This is a genomic window from Desulfovibrio intestinalis (assembly GCF_014202345.1).
Classification (GTDB): Bacteria; Desulfobacterota; Desulfovibrionia; order Desulfovibrionales; family Desulfovibrionaceae; genus Desulfovibrio; species Desulfovibrio intestinalis.
The window spans coordinates 77,890-94,960 of sequence record NZ_JACHGO010000007.1; the positions used below are offsets into that span (position 1 = coordinate 77,890).

Annotated in this window: 12 protein-coding genes, 1 tRNA gene and 1 pseudogene; 4 read left to right on the forward strand and 10 right to left on the reverse strand. The window is 51.7% G+C overall.

Going from position 1 to position 17,071, the window contains the following annotated elements; translation table 11 throughout:
- Positions 1-264: 264 nt before the first annotated feature.
- Positions 265-340 (forward strand) — tRNA-Phe (locus HNQ38_RS11555).
- A 196-nt stretch (positions 341-536) separates the two neighbouring features.
- The gene (locus HNQ38_RS11560; protein WP_183721025.1) at positions 537-1,742 is read left to right on the forward strand and encodes a hypothetical protein; all 1,206 of its coding nucleotides are present in this window, start codon (positions 537-539) and stop codon (positions 1,740-1,742) included.
- On the opposite strand, the gene HNQ38_RS11565 is transcribed toward HNQ38_RS11560, so the two are convergent.
- From HNQ38_RS11565 to HNQ38_RS11600, 8 genes and pseudogenes are all read right to left on the reverse strand, one after another.
- The gene (locus HNQ38_RS11565; protein WP_183721028.1) at positions 1,739-1,906 is read right to left on the reverse strand and encodes a hypothetical protein; all 168 of its coding nucleotides are present in this window, start codon (positions 1,904-1,906) and stop codon (positions 1,739-1,741) included. The two genes, HNQ38_RS11560 and HNQ38_RS11565, sit on opposite strands and share 4 nt — an antisense overlap.
- Before the next feature lie 242 nt (positions 1,907-2,148).
- Entirely contained in the window at positions 2,149-3,768 is a 1,620-nt protein-coding gene (locus HNQ38_RS11570) for a cobaltochelatase CobT-related protein (protein ID WP_183721031.1), read from the reverse strand.
- Between the two features lie 4 nt (positions 3,769-3,772).
- Positions 3,773-4,810: a DUF3150 domain-containing protein gene (locus HNQ38_RS11575; RefSeq protein ID WP_183721034.1), complete on the reverse strand. Its 1,038-nt coding sequence runs from the start codon at positions 4,808-4,810 to the stop codon at positions 3,773-3,775.
- A gap of 369 nt (positions 4,811-5,179) precedes the next feature.
- A pseudogene (locus tag HNQ38_RS14265) lies at positions 5,180-6,283 on the reverse strand (AAA family ATPase); the annotation flags it as partial.
- A 149-nt stretch (positions 6,284-6,432) separates the two neighbouring features.
- Positions 6,433-6,729 (reverse strand): type II toxin-antitoxin system RelE family toxin, encoded by a 297-nt coding sequence (locus tag HNQ38_RS11585; RefSeq protein WP_183721037.1) that lies wholly within the window; start codon positions 6,727-6,729, stop codon positions 6,433-6,435.
- Positions 6,719-6,964: a type II toxin-antitoxin system Phd/YefM family antitoxin gene (locus tag HNQ38_RS11590; protein WP_072311511.1), complete on the reverse strand. Its 246-nt coding sequence runs from the start codon at positions 6,962-6,964 to the stop codon at positions 6,719-6,721. The genes HNQ38_RS11585 and HNQ38_RS11590 overlap by 11 nt, the downstream gene beginning before the upstream one ends.
- A gap of 128 nt (positions 6,965-7,092) precedes the next feature.
- Positions 7,093-8,256, reverse strand: a complete 1,164-nt coding sequence (locus HNQ38_RS11595; RefSeq protein WP_183721040.1) for a hypothetical protein — start codon at positions 8,254-8,256, stop codon at positions 7,093-7,095.
- A 68-nt stretch (positions 8,257-8,324) separates the two neighbouring features.
- Positions 8,325-9,026, reverse strand: a complete 702-nt coding sequence (locus HNQ38_RS11600) for an ERF family protein (protein ID WP_183721043.1) — start codon at positions 9,024-9,026, stop codon at positions 8,325-8,327.
- A 310-nt stretch (positions 9,027-9,336) separates the two neighbouring features.
- Here HNQ38_RS11600 and HNQ38_RS11605 point away from each other — a divergent pair, with 310 nt between their 5' ends.
- Together HNQ38_RS11605 and HNQ38_RS11610 are read left to right on the forward strand one after the other, a co-directional pair.
- Entirely contained in the window at positions 9,337-10,311 is a 975-nt protein-coding gene (locus HNQ38_RS11605) for an AAA family ATPase (protein ID WP_183721046.1), read from the forward strand.
- 3 nt (positions 10,312-10,314) lie between these two features.
- On the forward strand, positions 10,315-12,807 hold the full coding sequence (locus HNQ38_RS11610) for a S8 family peptidase (RefSeq protein WP_183721049.1): 2,493 nt from the start codon (positions 10,315-10,317) through the stop codon (positions 12,805-12,807).
- Between the two features lie 153 nt (positions 12,808-12,960).
- On the opposite strand, the gene HNQ38_RS11615 is transcribed toward HNQ38_RS11610, so the two are convergent.
- The gene (locus HNQ38_RS11615) at positions 12,961-13,920 is read right to left on the reverse strand and encodes a COG2958 family protein (protein WP_183721052.1); all 960 of its coding nucleotides are present in this window, start codon (positions 13,918-13,920) and stop codon (positions 12,961-12,963) included.
- A gap of 69 nt (positions 13,921-13,989) precedes the next feature.
- Entirely contained in the window at positions 13,990-17,055 is a 3,066-nt protein-coding gene (locus tag HNQ38_RS11620; protein ID WP_221277886.1) for a type I restriction endonuclease subunit R, read from the reverse strand.
- Between the last annotated feature and the right edge of the window lie 16 nt (positions 17,056-17,071).

The following is a 17,071-nucleotide window of genomic DNA, read 5'->3' on the forward strand; positions in this document are numbered from 1 at the left end:
CCCAAGTTCTGCTCTGACAGGCGCTTTGACCCGGCATTGCTGCACGCAGGCTGCGCTTGCCCAAGAAGGAAGAACTCGCAAAACAAAACAGGCCAAAGCAATCTGACGGCCTGCCCTGTTGCTGCAACAACGGCAGTATGGCCGGAAGACGCACGATTTTCAAGGTTTTGTGTAAAACTTGCAAAAAAAGGCTTGCCAAAGCCTTGGCAAGTAGGTAGAAGACTTCTCCAGCCGCTGTGGAATTTAATCCACTCTGGCCCAAGGGCCGAGGTAGCTCAGTTGGTAGAGCAGGGGACTGAAAATCCCCGTGTCGGCAGTTCAATTCTGTCCCTCGGCACCATAGAAATCAAGGACTTAGGTAGAAATACCTGAGTCCTTTTTTCGTTTGTGCAAAACCCTCTCCCCCACCTCTCCCCCGTTTGAGAATGACGCAAGGTGAATACCAGTGATACCTAGTGAGGATGCCCGGGTTAAACAGGCTGTGTACATACCCTCGCCCTTTTGTCACAATTGGGCAGACCCGGAGGAGCAACACAATGCCTAATCGTGCACCATCCTTTCCAAGATATCTCAATCCACTGCCGCATTCAGGTTTTTGGGGCACACTTGCTTTTGAACCGCCATGTGTGCGGATGTTGTTTCGCATGGACTCACTTTGTTTGGCGCAAACACTTTTCTCAATTGCTGAGATCATGGGAGAGTCAGTCTCAATAAAAATAGACGACAACACATACTTGCCCAATTTCGGCTTTGTCATTTTTAGCGATCGAGAAAATAATTACGAAAGCGATGTGATAGAGAACAAAGGCATCTCAAAAAAAGAACTTATCAAAGCATTAGAGAAGGATGGGATCATAAATATCTTTGATGTAAAAGCCAACAACAAACGAACATTTGTTGACTGCCTTTTGAATCGAAATGTTGACATTGAAAGCCTGTACCATTTAATTCGCAAATCAATACCAATGTTACCATCAAGAAGGCGAGCGAAGAGCTTCCTTAACGTTTTATCCTATACTACCACTGAAAATGCCACAAAATTGCTGTGCCAAAAGAGTATGCGTAGAATAGGGCTTATGAACAGATTTATTTTCATAAAAGACAATTTGTTAAATAGAGATGACAGTTTCAATGAAACATTTGAGACTATAATTAAGACTTCATTACAGATTTCAAAAAAACATAAAGAAACCATTTTTAGAATCACTGCAAGTGACAAAAATGATATTGATAGTAATTGTAACAATATAAACTTAATGCTCAAGGAGATACCGTTTATAAAAGATAATATAAGAAATTTATCAGAACTATACAGGTCTACAAGTATAAAAATTTATTGCATACTGCGTTTTTTGAAAAAGGATTCCTTTCCCAATAGCCCAAATTGGGCGTGGTCACATGCTGATGTGTTGGCAAGAAAGCTCATAAATGAAAAAATATATCTACTTGAAAAAATATCTAAAAACAAACTGCTCTACAAAAATTTATCAGAGTTTTTGAAACCCAGAGAAATCATCGCGTCTAGAGAGATCCAAAGAAAATTTCAATATGCTGATAAGGCGGTGCTTCATTCTTATATCAATCATTTTCTTGAATTAGAAATCCTTTCAAAACAACTTTGTACTAGGTTCAAGGGAAAAAAATTGCCACAATTGTTCCATGTGGTTGGCGAACGCATCGATACTGATGGCGGGATAAAGTGGGAACTCTATCCGCCATCAGTAATGATTCAAGATTTCTAAATTTTTTCGCCCTTACCTTCGGGGAGCGCCAGGCTTTCCTGTTCCGTTGTTTCCGGGCAATCACTACCCGCTTGGGACTCCAGTTCCGTAGCCACATAGGCCGCCGTAAATACCCCGACGATGCCAGCCACCACGCCGCCGATGAATGTCCACGTCTTGCTCATAATTTTCTCCTTTTCAGTTGGGCAAACGCAGAGGGCGGGTCTGACCCCGCCCCTGCCTGTTAATGGTTAATCGTCCCAGTTTTCTTTGATAACCTGCAGCACAGCGATGGCAACAGGTATCCATGCCAGTGGGTTCATACAACCTCCTTGGTGTTAGCAGCGCGGAATGCGCCGCCGGTTGCAGGTGAAAATTATTGAGACGGGCCGTGCCGGAGTCCAACGGCAAAAGTCCAGTGGTACCATCATGATGCCCATCCTTTCAGCAGAGCGTCCTGAAGCATGTCAAACATGGTGGGGGCCAGGTCAGGCAGATCATTGATGGCCCGACTGGTCTGCGGCAGCAGATGGGATATATGTTCATCACGGATGCCAAGCCCATACACCTCAAAACCAAGCTTTTGCGCTACGCCCACGACGTGGGTTGCTGCGTGTGTGCTATCAGGCACACCGTCAGTGATGATGAGAATTATTTTTCGTTGCTCCCTGAGGAACAGCATTGTCTGCATAGCCCACCACAAAGCCGCAGCCAGAGGGGTTCCACCTGAAGCGTTGATGTCAAAGCTGCCCGGCACCTTTTGACCATGCCTCATGATGGGGAATACAGAACTTGTGGAAGCCAGCGCGGGAAAAGCCGTGACCGCAGGGTTTACGCCTTTGATATTTTCCAGCGCTTTTGCCACAGCAAAGCACGCCTGCCTTGCCAGAGCTATCGGCGTACCGCTCATACTTCCGCTGACGTCCAGCAGGATATGCACAGCAGTGTTGAGGCCAGCCTGTTCCGCCTCCCTGCGGAAGATACGCGGATTACCCGTCTGCAGCCGATGGAGCGATCCGGTGTGTAAGGCCCCGCGCCGACCGATGGTGCACCGTTTTTGTGTCTGTGCCTGTAAAAAACCCTGAAGACGTGTGCGCAAGGCAATGCTGACCTGAAGAGCTTGCAGCTTTTGTGACTCAGACAATACGCCCGAAGGTCGAAATCCTTCCACCGCCACCGTAACGCTCTCAAAGGCCGACTCTGACTGACAAAGAACAAGTGCCGTTGAAAGACGCTCACCTAGGCTTTGGGGCAGGTCTTGGGCTTCGGCGTGCAACAGGGCTGTAAGCTGGGTTTTGGCCTTGCTGGGGGATATGGGCTGCTCCGCTTGAGATGCACAATCAGACGAAATATCCTGATCTGATTGAGGGGCAGAATCAGTGTGATCAGCTTCGTTTGTTCTGGTTTTCCTTTGTTGCTGTTGCGGCTCCCACTGCCGGATGCTCTGGGCCAATTGACGGGCAGAGGCAATGGCTGCAGCCGTGTCCGGGCAATGGATGAAAACCTTGGCCAGAATGGCATCCAGCACTTCTTTCAGGCCGGGGAAGTGCTGGCGTAGCACCTCTGCTGCTACCATGCGTGGAATGTTAACTTCTTCCACATCCCAGGCCCGCACGGTCAACAGCACATAGTCCAAAACAGCAAGGGCCGGGGAATCATCCCCGGCCCTTGGCTGTGCCTGCTCCACAAAGAATCGTCGTATCAACCAGTTCAGGTTGTATCGGCTGCCAGGAAAAATGCCAGACAGCTTTTTCTCGATGCGCCAATCCTCCAGGCAGTTAAAGAGGTTGAAGGTCACAGGATCAAGGTTGGCGGCTTGTAGCACGCCAAAATCCGTATGCCGTATATGGGCCGCCTCGTGATCGACAAATCCGCGAACCATTGCCAATAGTTCCGGTTCGCAATCCATCGGCAATGAGGGCAGTTGAATGATCTTGCCGTTGGTGCAGGCTTCATTGCCACCGATACGTATCTGCACCCCGTACTGGTCGCCCAGCACGGACGCCAGCAGGGGCAGGCAGTTGAGAATGTCTTTTGAACGAATCACGGCATCACCACAGGCCCAGGCTGGGAATGGCAGAATGAGGCAGCGTGTTGTCTGCCACAGGGATGTCCGGCAGTATGGGCTCGTCGCCCATCTCCCCATCTACGATGTCATCTATCTGTCCAGCGGGGGCGTCTGATTCGTTGACAACGCCCGAATCGGCCAGCAAAGCGTCCAGCACAAAGGCCGGGCCATAGCCTTCAACGACCTTCTGCGCGTGCGCCACTAGGGCATCACTGTCCTTGAGCAGGCAGACCAAACCCTGCAAAAGCAGCAAGTCTGTGCCGATAATGTTGCCCTTCTTGGGCATGCGAAGCAGTGCGGCCTGCACGATATCTGCTACAGGAGCGATATGCGGTTCCACAAACGACAAGCCCGTGAGCTTGGTATGCAGAGTCCGCAGAGGAGAAAGGGCCTTGTGAGTTACTTCTGTCTTGCCGTGGTAAACCCTGCGCCAGATGTCTTCGGCGGATTTGGCTACTTCACCAAAGAGCGTGTCACCGAGGCCCTGCACTTCTTCTGCCAGACCGGCTTCCAGCACGGCTGTGTTGTCCAAGTGCTGTTCCAACGGGGACACCTTGTATAATTGCCAGCGAAAGTCCATACGGACGCGAACATAGTCCGGCCCCACAATGGAATTGCGTATAATTTCGCCCCACTGATGGTGCTTTTCTATCCAGGCCTGCACATTCTGATCATAACCTGCCAGAAAGGCCTCTTTTTCTTTCTGAAAATCGTTGCGTATATTGCAAAGCTCTTGCACGATTTCACCGGCTTTTTCTTCAGGAATGGCCCAGCCGGACATGAAGCGCACGCCGTGCCTGTCCAGATAATTGAAGGCGCGGGCCTTGAGCGTACCAAACACTTTGAGGTTTTCCGGGTCAGCAATGCGCTTTGATCCCAGAGATGCCAGGTCTTCAGGGGGCAGTTCTGCGCCGCCCAGGTCTTCTTGGCTCATCTTGCGCCGGGCTGACCACAGGCTGACATTGAGATTGAGGGCCAGTAAATTGTCAAGAATGCGAATGTCAGAAACAATCGGTGTCATAACAGCCTCCTAAAATAAGCTTTTTGTAATGTTTAGGACGTAGCCTTCGGTGAGCTTTTTGGCTGCACGGGCTTCAAGCTCCAGTACGGAATTGTTGCCCGCACAATTTTCAGCAGGGATAGAGTGTTGTTGCCCGGCAGTGTCCGGCTTGCCCCAATGGAGCATAAGACCTTCAGGCCTGGCCTCGCCAATCCAGAACTTTCCGCTCTGTTTTTTACCGGGAGGAGTATGAGCTACCTCCAGATGAACACGAGGCTTCGCCACCGTGGGAGTGTTCCTCAAATGGCTGCGCATGAAGCGCAGGGCTTGTTCACCTTGCAGGCTTTCTGTTTCAGTCGTTTTGGTTTTAAGGGCGTCAGCTTCCACCTGTTGCGGGAACATGCGTTGGGCCAGTTCGTGCAACATGGCGCGGGTTTCGCGGCTGACGCGATAGGCAAGCGCTCGGTCAAGGGCATAGGTGACAGGCTGTATGCCCTGATGGGCCAAAGGCTGGAAGCGCACGGTCAGATCGCCCCAGCGCAGCAGGCTGCGCGTGGAGAAGGTAACTTCAATGGTGTTGGTCAGATTGCCGGTCGAAGCTTCGCCCATGAATAGTTTGCGGATTTCGTTGGCGTACTCCACCATGGTGGCACAGAGCGCTTCGGGCAGTGAAGGGAAGCGCCAGGCAAGCAAGCTTTTTTCCACATCCGCAGTTGGGTAACCCACTTCACAGATGGTAAAGCGGTCCAGCCACGCGAGGTTCTGGCGTTGTGTGCCCTGGTACAGGCCCGTGTCATCGCCAGCGCCATTGGTATTGGCTGTGGCTACGAAGCGGAACATGGGGTGCGGCTGGATGACCTCGCCCCCATTTTCCGCTACGCACAGGGGGGAGCCATCCAAGACGCTGTTCAGGCCAGCGGCGATTTCTGGCGAGGTTAAGTCAATCTCATTAAGCAGAAGAAGTGCGCCGTACCGCATGGCTAATGCCAGCGGGCCATACTCAAAGGCCATGTTGCCGTCCTTGACCGTCAGGTGCCCCACCAGATCGGCGAATTCCAGCCGCCCGTGTCCTGTTACCTCAAAGACGGGGTAATTGAGCCTGGCCGCCAACTGCTTGATGCAACTGGTTTTGCCGCAGCCTGTGGGGCCGAAGACATAGAGAGGTTCCTGCAGTCCCTGAGGGTTGCGGTAGCCGTTAGCGGCTTTACCGCTTACGGATAGCGACAGTGATTGCGTTGATGAATTACCGTGTAACCAATTGCTGTCTTCATCCGTACGGCTCGCAGACTCACCTACGGCTGAAGCGAGAAACCAGACCACAATATCCCTACTGGACTCGTGGAATATGTAGTCGAGATCTATTGCCGGGGTGTATGCAGATGCTGCCGCGTAGCCTCTTACAATGGTGCCGGAGGGTTTGCCGCTGAACACCTGACCGGCATCAAGGTCGGTGGGCTGGAGAGAGTCGAGTTCGGAAGTAAGGGTGCTTTTCATTTTGTCCTCCAAAACAAAAAAGCGCGCCCTTACGGACACGCTTTTTTGTTAAACTTGGTGTAATGTTTGTTAATCTTGATCGACCGAAGACATTGAACGGCTTCAGTGGGTGTAAATAGCCCTGCGGATGGTAGCGGCCTGCCTTACGGCTATTCTTCCGGAGTCACACGTTGCAAAGCCTTCCGATATACTTCAAGGCGTTCACGCTTGCCAATGGAAATGACTGAGACAAAGAGGATGCCGTCATCCACCTTGTACACCAGCCGATATCCAATTGAGCGCAGTTTTATTTTATAGCAATCGCGCATGCCAGACAAAGCGGATGAAGGAACCCGTGGATGTTCCAAACGTTCAGCCAGTTTCTTTTTAAACTGTTCCCGGATGCTGGCATCCAGTTTTTTCCACTCCTTCAGCGCAATCTCATGAAACTGCAGACTATAGCTCATCAAGCGTCACCGTGACAAAAGGGCCATGCTCGCGGCTTTCAACGATCTTCTTGTCTTCAAGGTCTTCAAGAATTCCAAGGATTTCTTCGTAATGCTTTGCGGACAAAAGGTAGGCTTCCGGTTTGTTGTGGTTCAAAACTGCCACTGGAGCATCCTTGGCAGTAGCCAAGATATTTGCAAAATTGCGTTTGAGTTCCGTGACACTCACTGTAATATTGGCGTGTATAGGATCCATGAAACTCTCCAATTGAATCAAATTCAATGTCTTTAATGACATCTAATTTGACATCCGTCAAGAAGCCCCCTGAAACACAATCTTCGCATAAGACTCGTGCCAACGGATTATTTCAGAATCCGCCGAGTTCAGTTGACAGGGGAAACGCACACCCGTTCGGAAGGCGCACCCGTGCGCTCGCAGCGGGCCAGCAAGGCATCCACGTCAAGGTCGCCCAAGCGCTCAAAGCGGAAAATATCGGTCAGTTCTTCACGCAAGACATCGCGGTTAAGCGTGCTCCGCCCAGATGTGATTGCAGCTCGGAAGCGGTGCTTTCCAGCCTGTACCCAGTCGCGAGTACCAGCCTGCCGATGTACAAGCTTGAGTACGGCTTCCATCTCCCTGATTTCAGCATCCAAAGTGGTGCGCTGGTTTTTAAGAACGGCCAACTTGTCCAGAGCAGGCTCCCATTGTGGCATCTGCACTCCCTGCGGGAATTTAGGGCAGTCGCCGTTGTATTCACAGTAGGAACAGATCGGATAAAAACCTTGGGCGCAGGTTACCTGTGAAAGGGACAAATTCCTGGCACGGTAGGCCGTAAGGTCGCCCCAGAGTTGGACCGCATGGTCAAGAGCCGTATCCAGCATGGCCTGATTAAAAGTGTAGGGACCAAAGGTGGTCACATCCTTCATGGAAAGACAAAGCAGCCAGGCTTCCATACTCAGTTTCTCAGCTTGCTTGGGCAACTGAAGGCCAAGTTGGGCACGGCAAAGTTGTGGGAAGGTCATTTTGTCATGTAGAAGCGTGCCGTCCTCAGCACGAATGCTGAAGGCAGGCTTGTCCCAGGCTTGAGTCAGTAGACCTATTTGCCCGTGCAGTTGCAGCAAGTGGGAATCGTGCGGCGAAGCAGGCAGCTTGTCCGTACTCTTCACTTCCAGAATCCGTATGGCGTTGACGGGAGCACCCCAGACCAGCACAAAATCAAGATGGGCCTTGATGGGCACCCCTTGATACTGCCAGTTGATCTCAAGCTGAGGCAGAACATGCAGGCCCAGCGATGTCAGAGCCTGGCCAACCCCGGATTCAAACCAATGCCCGCGTTGCAGGGTCAGCAACCGCTCCAGACTATTCGGTGTTGGCATCACCTTTCTAGCAAGTGCCGCTCGTGAGCATTCCCAGTGCTGGCCAATGTCGCTCATGCCCACATACGTGGATCTGTCGCCCAGATGAGCGGCGGTACTTTGCTGAGAGACCGCCTGCAGCCCCTGACGGATTAATGCCCGCAAGCCTTCCGTGCGGTCCGTCTGTTTCATGATTTTGTCTCCATAAAAGCGAAAGGGCCGCCATCAGGCAGCCCTTTCACTCGATCTTTTTGTTTTCACTATGCGGCATCAACATATTTCCACCATAATTTTCTCTGCGGGTTCCAGCGGAAGCCCGCGCCTGTGAGTATTTCCTTTTTGGCTTGCGTGTTGCCGCTGGCAATGATGCAAGGCCGTCCGTCCTGGGCAGTAACCTGCTGGTAGGTGACGCCTTCAAGCAGAGGAAGATTTTCGAGTACTGCTGACGAGCGATTTGAGGTGGCTGAAGAATTCTTTTTGATATTGGTGCCGGGCAAATGCGCTTTTTTCGTTTCAGGACTGTTTACGGGCAATTTCGGGCGAGATGCCGATTTTCGACCAGTTCTTGCCCCTTCGCCGTCGTCGTCTTCTGTGACCATGCCCAGCATGGCGGTCAGAGCGTACCGCCTGCAATAGGTCATGGCCGATCCCATTCCCTGTGGGTCGGCCTTGGGCAGAGGCACTACGGCCAAGGAGCTTTGCCACTGACCAGACTCTGCATGAGTCAATTTTGTAACCAACCCGAGTGAGTTGGATTGCTCCACTGGCACAGGGTACTGACACAGCCAGATGCCGTTTTCGATGAGCGCATCACGACAGGCATCCATGACGCTGTTGAGGCTGGCGTACCAGCTTTTGGTAAAAGGATTTTCAGCGTCCTTGGCTATGGGGCGCACGGTTCGCTGCACGCTGAGCAAGGCCTTGGCCAATTCGGTGATGTTTTCTGATTGATATTGGTTCATATGAAAATCCTCCTGCAATAACAAAACGACAAAACCCCGCCCAGCTTAGTGCTGGACAGGGCTTTCAAGTTGGCTTGAAGCATTACTCTGGTGTTCTTGAAAGAGTAATATATTCTTAGGGTTGGATGAATAACAATTTTAGCTCCCTGGGAATGCTTTCGTAGGTGCATTTTCTTCGTTTCATTCTTAGGCTTATATATCAGGAACACTAATTTTTCAGAGATATGCTTACGAGGGGTGAGGCACATTGCTGACCCCGGTGGCGTTTACTTTTCTAGACTTTTGTGTTGTCCTTATTAGGGGAAAAACAATGGCCACAGCATCACAAGTAACAACGCTCATACGCGCCTTCAAGGAAAATGACCGTGATAGGTTTATTTCCACGGCTATCCAGCTTGCAGCACATGAAACGAAGCTGGGGCATGGCACTGTTGCGCTTGAAATTCGTCAGCTTGTGGACGCCATCAAAGGGCAGCCTCTTCACGCCAAGGTTTTATCCTTCAAAGACAATGCCGCTGCCGAGATAAGCGACCTTGTTATCGTTTCTCACCCCGAGGAGCGTTTGCCCGAGGCCATTCTTCCATCGAGAGTACTTTCTCAGATAGAGCGATTGCTACTGGAGTACAAACAACGGGCGAAACTTCACGCACATGGCATGTTACCTCGCCGTAAAAGTTTGCTTGCCGGGCCTCCTGGTACGGGTAAGACCATGACCGCTCGAATTTTGGCTGGCGAACTCCATCTGCCTCTTTATACAGTGCTCATGGATAAATTGGTGACGAAGTACATGGGTGAAACTAGCGCCAAATTGCGGCAAATATTTTTCCATATGACTCAACACCGGGGTGTCTATCTTTTTGACGAATTTGACGCCATCGGGGGAGAACGTTCGCGCGCCAATGATGTGGGTGAAATGCGCCGGGTACTGAACACGTTTTTGCAGCTGTTAGAGCAAGATGCTTCTGAAAGTATTATCGTTGCCGCCACCAATGAAGCGACCATCCTTGATGCGGCCCTTTTTAGGCGCTTTGACGATGTACTGTATTATGCAAGCCCTGACCGCGCAACTATAGAACAGCTTTTGCCGAATAAGCTGGGATTTTTCTGGCGTCCTCCGGAGTGTATGGATAGTGTCGTCAATGCAGCAGAGGGATTGAGCCACGCTGAAATTTCCGAAGCCTGTGCAGATGCAATGAAAAATAATATCCTGCATGATAAGACAGAGGTGCAGCAGGACGACCTCGTTGCTGCCCTTCTTGCACGTAAAGCCAAATACGCAAGGTAGCCCATGCAAGAGTATCCTCTTCTGTTTATCCCCACCGAGCCTGAGTTAAAGCGCTACAAAGGCAATGGAGGGGGGGATCCAAAATATCCGCTCCGTACCCCCAGAGCTCATGCAGATCACGTTCAACGTCTTTTTACCGCCGCATGGGCCGAAAATACGCGAAGCACTGAGCAAAGTGTTTTACCACTACCAGCGAAGAAAGGCGTATATCTTCAGGTCAAAGGAGCGGCAGGCAAAGATCTTGCGACGAAGAGTCTTGATAGTAGCCGCGGCGATTACACGTTGCTTAACGTGAAGCAGCTTGTGGAAAATGATGCCAAAACTACGGTTGCCACCATCTTCATTCCCAACGAAAAAAAAGAAAACTTCACGAAAAAAATTCAGTCTTATGCAACAGAACTGACGATAAAAGGGAATCCGAAGAACGGCGAGCTCATCAGTGGTATTGAGGAGATTCGTCTCGCCCTTTTGGATGACTTTTGGACCGACGCTCAAGCTGAAATGCCACGGGAAATACCGCAATGGTGTGAATTATGGTTGAAGGATGACGAAACAGCTGAGGCTGTGAGGCGTTTTGAGCAACAGGCTGAAGCCCTTCAAATTAAATATAGTAAAACGTCTCGCCTTTCATTCCCTGAGCGTGTTGTCGTTTTGGCTAAAATCAACAGGGATGCCTTCCATAGGCTATTGCAAGTTTCCAGCGATATCGCCGAGTGTCGTCTTGCACGTGAACCCGCTGAATTTTTTCTCGATCTCACCCCCAAGGAGCAGGCTGACTGGGCCACCTCACTTTTGGGAAAGACCCAGTTTGACACAGAATCCTCTGTCTCAGTCTGCATTTTGGATACAGGCGTTAATAATGGACACTCCTTGCTTGCGCCCGTCTTGCAAGATGAAGACATGCACACCGTGTGCCCTGATTGGGGCATCAACGATCATCACGGCCATGGAACGGGCATGGCGGGTATTGCTACATACGGAAATCTTACAGAGGCATTAGCCAGTACGGACCAAATAACTATCTCGCATTGTTTGGAATCGTGTAAAATCCGTCCCCCTCAGGATGATTTGCCAAAAAAACTCTACGGGTTTGTCACTGTGCGTGCCGTGCAGCAGGCGCGAAACGCCGCCCCTGAGCGCAAGCGGCAGCTGTGCATGGCTGTCAGTGCGTCCTCACCTTTTGCTGACAAAGGTGAACCCACATCATGGTCTGCTGCCATTGATCGCCTGGCGGCCGGTGTGGGCGATGACACCAAACACCTTGTTTTGTTGAGTGCTGGGAACATCCGCAATAACGAAGATTGGGCAAACTATCCTAACTCAAATTTGGCTATGAGTGTTGAAGATCCTGCACAATCGTGGAACGCCCTTACCATAGGTGCCTTTACAAAATTTACGCAACTTGAGAATCAAGCAGGAGATCCTGTAGCTGTGGCTCCACAAGGCGGATTGTCACCGCACAGCCGCACATCCTGCAAATGGGCTTCGCAGCGGCCATCTAAGCCTGATGTGGTTTTTGAGGGAGGCAATGTGGCGCGCTCTGCTGACGGATACTGCTGCACGCATGACGCACTCGGTGTTTTGACGACCTCATCCCGTATGCAGCATCGCTTATTCACCAACTTTGACGCCACCAGTGCCGCAACGGCAGAAGCCGCGTGGTTTGCTGCCCAGTTACAGTTGGCCTACCCTGAAGCATGGCCGGAAACCATCCGTGCCCTTATGGTGCACTCTGCGGAGTGGACAACTGCCATGCGTGAACAGTTCGCACCTGGTGCCAGTAAGACTGAGATTGCAAAGCTAAAGCGTATATGTGGGCACGGTGTCCCTTCCTTGCAACGTGCCGTGCGCTGTTTGAATAACAATTTGGTGCTAGTGGCAGAACGTGAATTTATGCCTTTTAGATATTTTGATGAAAATGTAAACAAACTCGTTGAGGGCATGCAACTCCAGATGTTCGATTTGCCATGGCCCAAAGATGCCTTGCTGGATCTGGCGGAAACTCCAGTCACCCTGCGGATAACCTTGTCCTATTTTATTGAGCCCAGCCCTGGACAGCGGGGGTGGGACAGCAAATACCGCTACGCATCGCACGGATTACGTTTTGAAGTATGCGGCCCACATGAGTCGCTTCAAGATTTTGAAAAGCGCATAAATAGAGCTGCAAGAGAGGAAGAAGAGGACGTGCCCGCTCCACCCCGCGATGCGGCCCTTAGTGAACGCTGGGGTATTGGTCGCAACGGAAGAAATTCTGGTTCTGTCCACTCGGACTACTGGGAAGGTACTGGAGCTGAAATCGCGGTCTGCAACCGTGTAGCGGTCTTTCCCGTTGGCGGCTGGTGGAAAACACGTGCCCACCTCAAGAAGGCAGATAGCCTTGCCCGCTATAGCCTTATCATTTCCCTCCACACAGAAGCGCAGGAAGTGGATATCTACACCCCCGTGAAAGTGGCCATTGACAACCAAATTCAAATTCCTGTTGCCGTTCCTGTATAGCTTTTATCTGAACCCAGTTTACGCTTGGCGAGGTGCTCGTGTGCCAACCACGGTTCCTTGTATATGCGTTTGCTTTGATTCCAGCAGCAAGAAAGGCCGGAGAAATCCCGGCCTTCACAGAGAATTTTTGTAATGCTGGAAATAGAATTGTATTCACGCTTCGTGACGCCAACCCCAGTCGCGTTCCCTCAAGCGACCAGTTTGAAAATAGTCACTCACTTGCCCCACAAATTCTTTAAAATCGCCATTTTCCACAAGCAAGCGGTTGATGGACTGCCAATCCGCCTCGGGCCGACTGATGGCTGGCAAAAAAATCTCACTTTCCGAAGGATTTTCGGGCACCAGTATAATCACACCGATGCCGTGCAAAGCCGACAGCATGCGGAGTTCCTGTTCCACACCGCCGCCAGAAGCAATGGCGGTGGTTACCAGATACCCCTCATTGGCCCAACTGGAATTGCTGACAGCCTGAAAAAAACATTCGCGCACATTAGACGCGGTCAGCTCTTTCTTTACTTCAAAAGACCACAACCAAACGCTATTGCTGCCGCTTTTTTGCACACAGTTGCGCACAAGGCCATCCCATCCTCTGTCCAACGGCTGCATGGCTACAATATCCGGGTGCAACCATTTGTTGCCGCCTGCGCCACGTGTATTGCGCGAACGAGATTCATTGATGCGTAAGCAATATAATTGCAATTCAGATTTAAGGTAGTCCATAAGAACAGGATACAAATCGTGTTCGCTGAGACTGCGTATGTCTTGGGAAAAAGAAGCAACTTCGTGTTCTTGGTCGTCTTCTTCCGTTTCATGCGTCTCGATGACCGACTGGTCACACCCGGAAGCATCGCCATCCGCTTCCCAAAAATATCGACGGGGCTTTGGCCTGTCCTGCCAGACCACGCCAGCACACTGCAACGCACTTTTGCGAGCACCAATTTCTGCTGCCACCTGCACAATAAAACTGCCCTCATCGACAAATCGTGGATTATTCCGTTTAGAAGCATAGTCTTCAGCAAACTGCTGCGTAATGGCGGCGGCAATCTGCTTGGCAGTAAACTGCTCACCGGGGTGAGCCTTGAGAAAGGCCAGCACGCGTTCCAACTGTGTCATGTCATCACTCCATTCTACCAACTATTGAATTACGCTGAAAATTTGAGATGCAGCAACGAAGAAGCTGTATTACGCCACCGCCCCTATATCCCTGCGCAGGCGTTCATAAACTTCTTTGACAAGCTGGTCTTCAACAGTTTTGCGGAAATTTTTGTCGCTCATAACGCGGTCAAAGATGCCTTCGTTACCCTCCATACGGGTGATGAATAAGCGTTCCAGAATGTCGGCGAATACAAGGCCAAAGGCTTCCAGCGTGTTAACTTTTGATGCACGTCTGAGGGTTTCGTCTTCAGCAGCGGCCTCGGCCACCTGGTCAAAAAAGAACTGATCCGCCGGGGTAAAGGCGGTTCCGAAGCGTTCATTGAGCGCATCCACCAGGGTGGAAAGCGGCACTTCTGTTTCATCCCCCTTGCTGCTACCCGTTTCCGTGGGGCCTTTCAGAGGATCGGCCTCGCCCTCGTCCAGGCGTATCTTGCCTTCTTCCAGCTTTTCCAGCCGATAAAAGCGCAGAGCCACTTCATCATCCAGCGCAAAGGCCGCGCCGCCATCCTCTGAAGGAAGTTTGGCCAATAGAAAGCGGCTGTAGGCATAAATTTTTTCCAACTCAGAGTCGCCATATGGGATAATTTGCGAAAGAAAAGCGTAGAGATTGCGGAAAGCGCCCAGCTTGCCCCGAAACAGATCCTGCTCTTTCTTCGCAATGCCTGTGAAACGCTCTACAGCCAGATCAATAAGGGCATTAAGCTTTTGGTGGTTCGCCGTGCAATCACCGCGCTTACTGAACCAGATGGCGCAGAAGGATTGCACTTCTTCATTATTGATGATCCCGCTGTCCAACAACTCACGGTGCAGCGTATAGAGCCGCTGCGGATCAGGGGCTTCGCCCATGGCCGCGTCTTCATAATAGGGTTTGAAGGCCTTATAAATGTCGGCACTCTGGTCGCGAAAGTCGAGAACAAAGTTATCGCTCTTGCCCGATGCCCGGCGGTTCAGGCGTGAGAGCGTCTGCACCGCTTGCACGCCGCCCAGTTTTTTATCCACATACATAGTGTGCAGTAGAGGCTGGTCAAAGCCTGTCTGGTATTTATCGGCCACCAGCAGCACATTGAATTCATCGGTTTCAAAGCGTTCCGGCAGCTCCTTTTCCTTGATATTTTTGTTCATGCCGGGTTCGGTATAGGATTTGCCGCTGTCTGGGTCGCGCACTTCGCCGGAAAAGGCCACCAGTGTTCGCACGTCCGTATACCCTTTTTCAAACAAATAGGCATCCAGAGTCAGCTTATACCGCACAGCGTGCAGACGCGATTCTGTAACTACCATGGCCTTGGCCCTGCCGCCGATCTTGTGCATGGTGGAAGATCGGAAGTGCTCCACTATGATTTCTACATGCTGGCGGATATTGTGCGGGTGCAGCCCCACAAAACGGGCCAGCGCACGGGCGGCTTTGCGTTTGGGTACTTCAGGATCATCCGCAGCGGCCTTGACCAGAGAAAAATATGTCTTGTACGGCACATAGTTAGCCAACACGTCATGAATAAAATTTTCTTCAATGGCCTGCCGCATGGAATAGAGATGAAAAGGCGGGAAACCGCTCGGCCCCGGCTCGTTGAACACCGCCAGGGTTTTGTACTTCGGGGTTGCCGTGAAGGCGAAATAGCTCAAATTGGGCTGCCGCGTGCGGGCTGAAAGCTCCCTGAAAAGCTCGGCACGGGCGTCTTCACTCAGGCTTTCATCATCCTGCGTATCTAGTACCTGTTCCGCCACCACCGCTTCAATGCCGTCTCTGTTAAGCACACGCCGTAGCTCCGTAGCGGTTTCGCCGCTTTGGGAGGAATGCGCTTCGTCAATAATGACGGCAAAACGCTTGCCTTTGGTCGCCAGCGAAACATCATGCCCTTCCTTGGTCAGCCGCTCCAGCGAGGCAGCAATGAAGGGGAATTTCTGGATTGTGCTGATGATTATGGGCACGCCGGAGGCAAGGGCTTCCACAAGCTGGCGGGTATTCTGGTCAATCTTTTCCACCACGCCGCGCTTGTGATCAAACTGGTATATGGTGTCCTGCAACTGCTTGTCGATGACAACGCGGTCTGTCACGACGATGATGGAGTGGAACACCTTTTCATTGTCAGCATTGTGCAGGCTTGCCAGATGGTGGGCCAGCCAGCCGATGGTATTGGACTTGCCGGAACCTGCCGAGTGTTGCACCAGATAGTTGTGCCCCGAACCATGCTCACGGGCATGCCCCGTGAGCTGGCGCACAGCGGCAAGCTGATGATAACGCGGAAAGATGAGATTTTCTGTAGTGATGGTCTTGATGGCCTTGCCTGACACAATTTTTTTTCGCTTCACCTCAAGATGGATGAAGCGCGCCAGCAGGTCGAGCAGGCTGTCACGGCACAGGGTTTCATGCCACAAATAGGCGGTACGGTACAGCCCGGTAGGAGAAGGCGGATTGCCCTTGCCGAAATGATGCCCCTGATTGAAGGGCAGCCAGTACGTGTCTTTTTTCTTCAGGCGGGTGCACAGCCACGCCACGTCTGTATCAACAGCAAAATGCGCCAGCGTTCGTTCTGGCCGTTCATTGAAGCGGAACAATGGTGCGCCGGGGTCGCGGTCGTTTTCGTATTGTATCTTGGCATTATCCGCCGTTTGCCCCGTCATTTGGTTTTTCAGCTCCAGCGTCACCACGGGTATGCCGTTGACAGCAAGGACAGTATCAACGGTGTCGCCGACACCGGGCTTGCAGGGAATCTGGCGGGCCACGGCGCAAATATTTGCTTTGTACAGAGCAATAGTTTCGGGGTTGAGACCGGAGGCCGGGGCAAAGGCGGCCATGCTCACTTTTTTGCCATAACAGGTGAAGCCGTGGCGCAGCACATGCAGACTGCCGGAATCCGCCAAATGGTCCTTCAGCGCCTTGAGCAACTGGGCGGCCATATTGTCTTCCGTACCCAAAGCCTTAAGCAGAGCGTTCCAGACCTTGGGCTGAGAATTCTGCACCCAGGCCAGCACGTCTGCCGGAAACAGAGCCGCGTCCGCGTCATAGTCCCGCGCCGAGCGTTTTACATAGCCCTGAGCAAGAAGGGTGCGCTCACCGGCTTCCTCAAAACGGCGCTCCGTGTGCATGGCGGGCATGAAGGCTCCTCGGCTG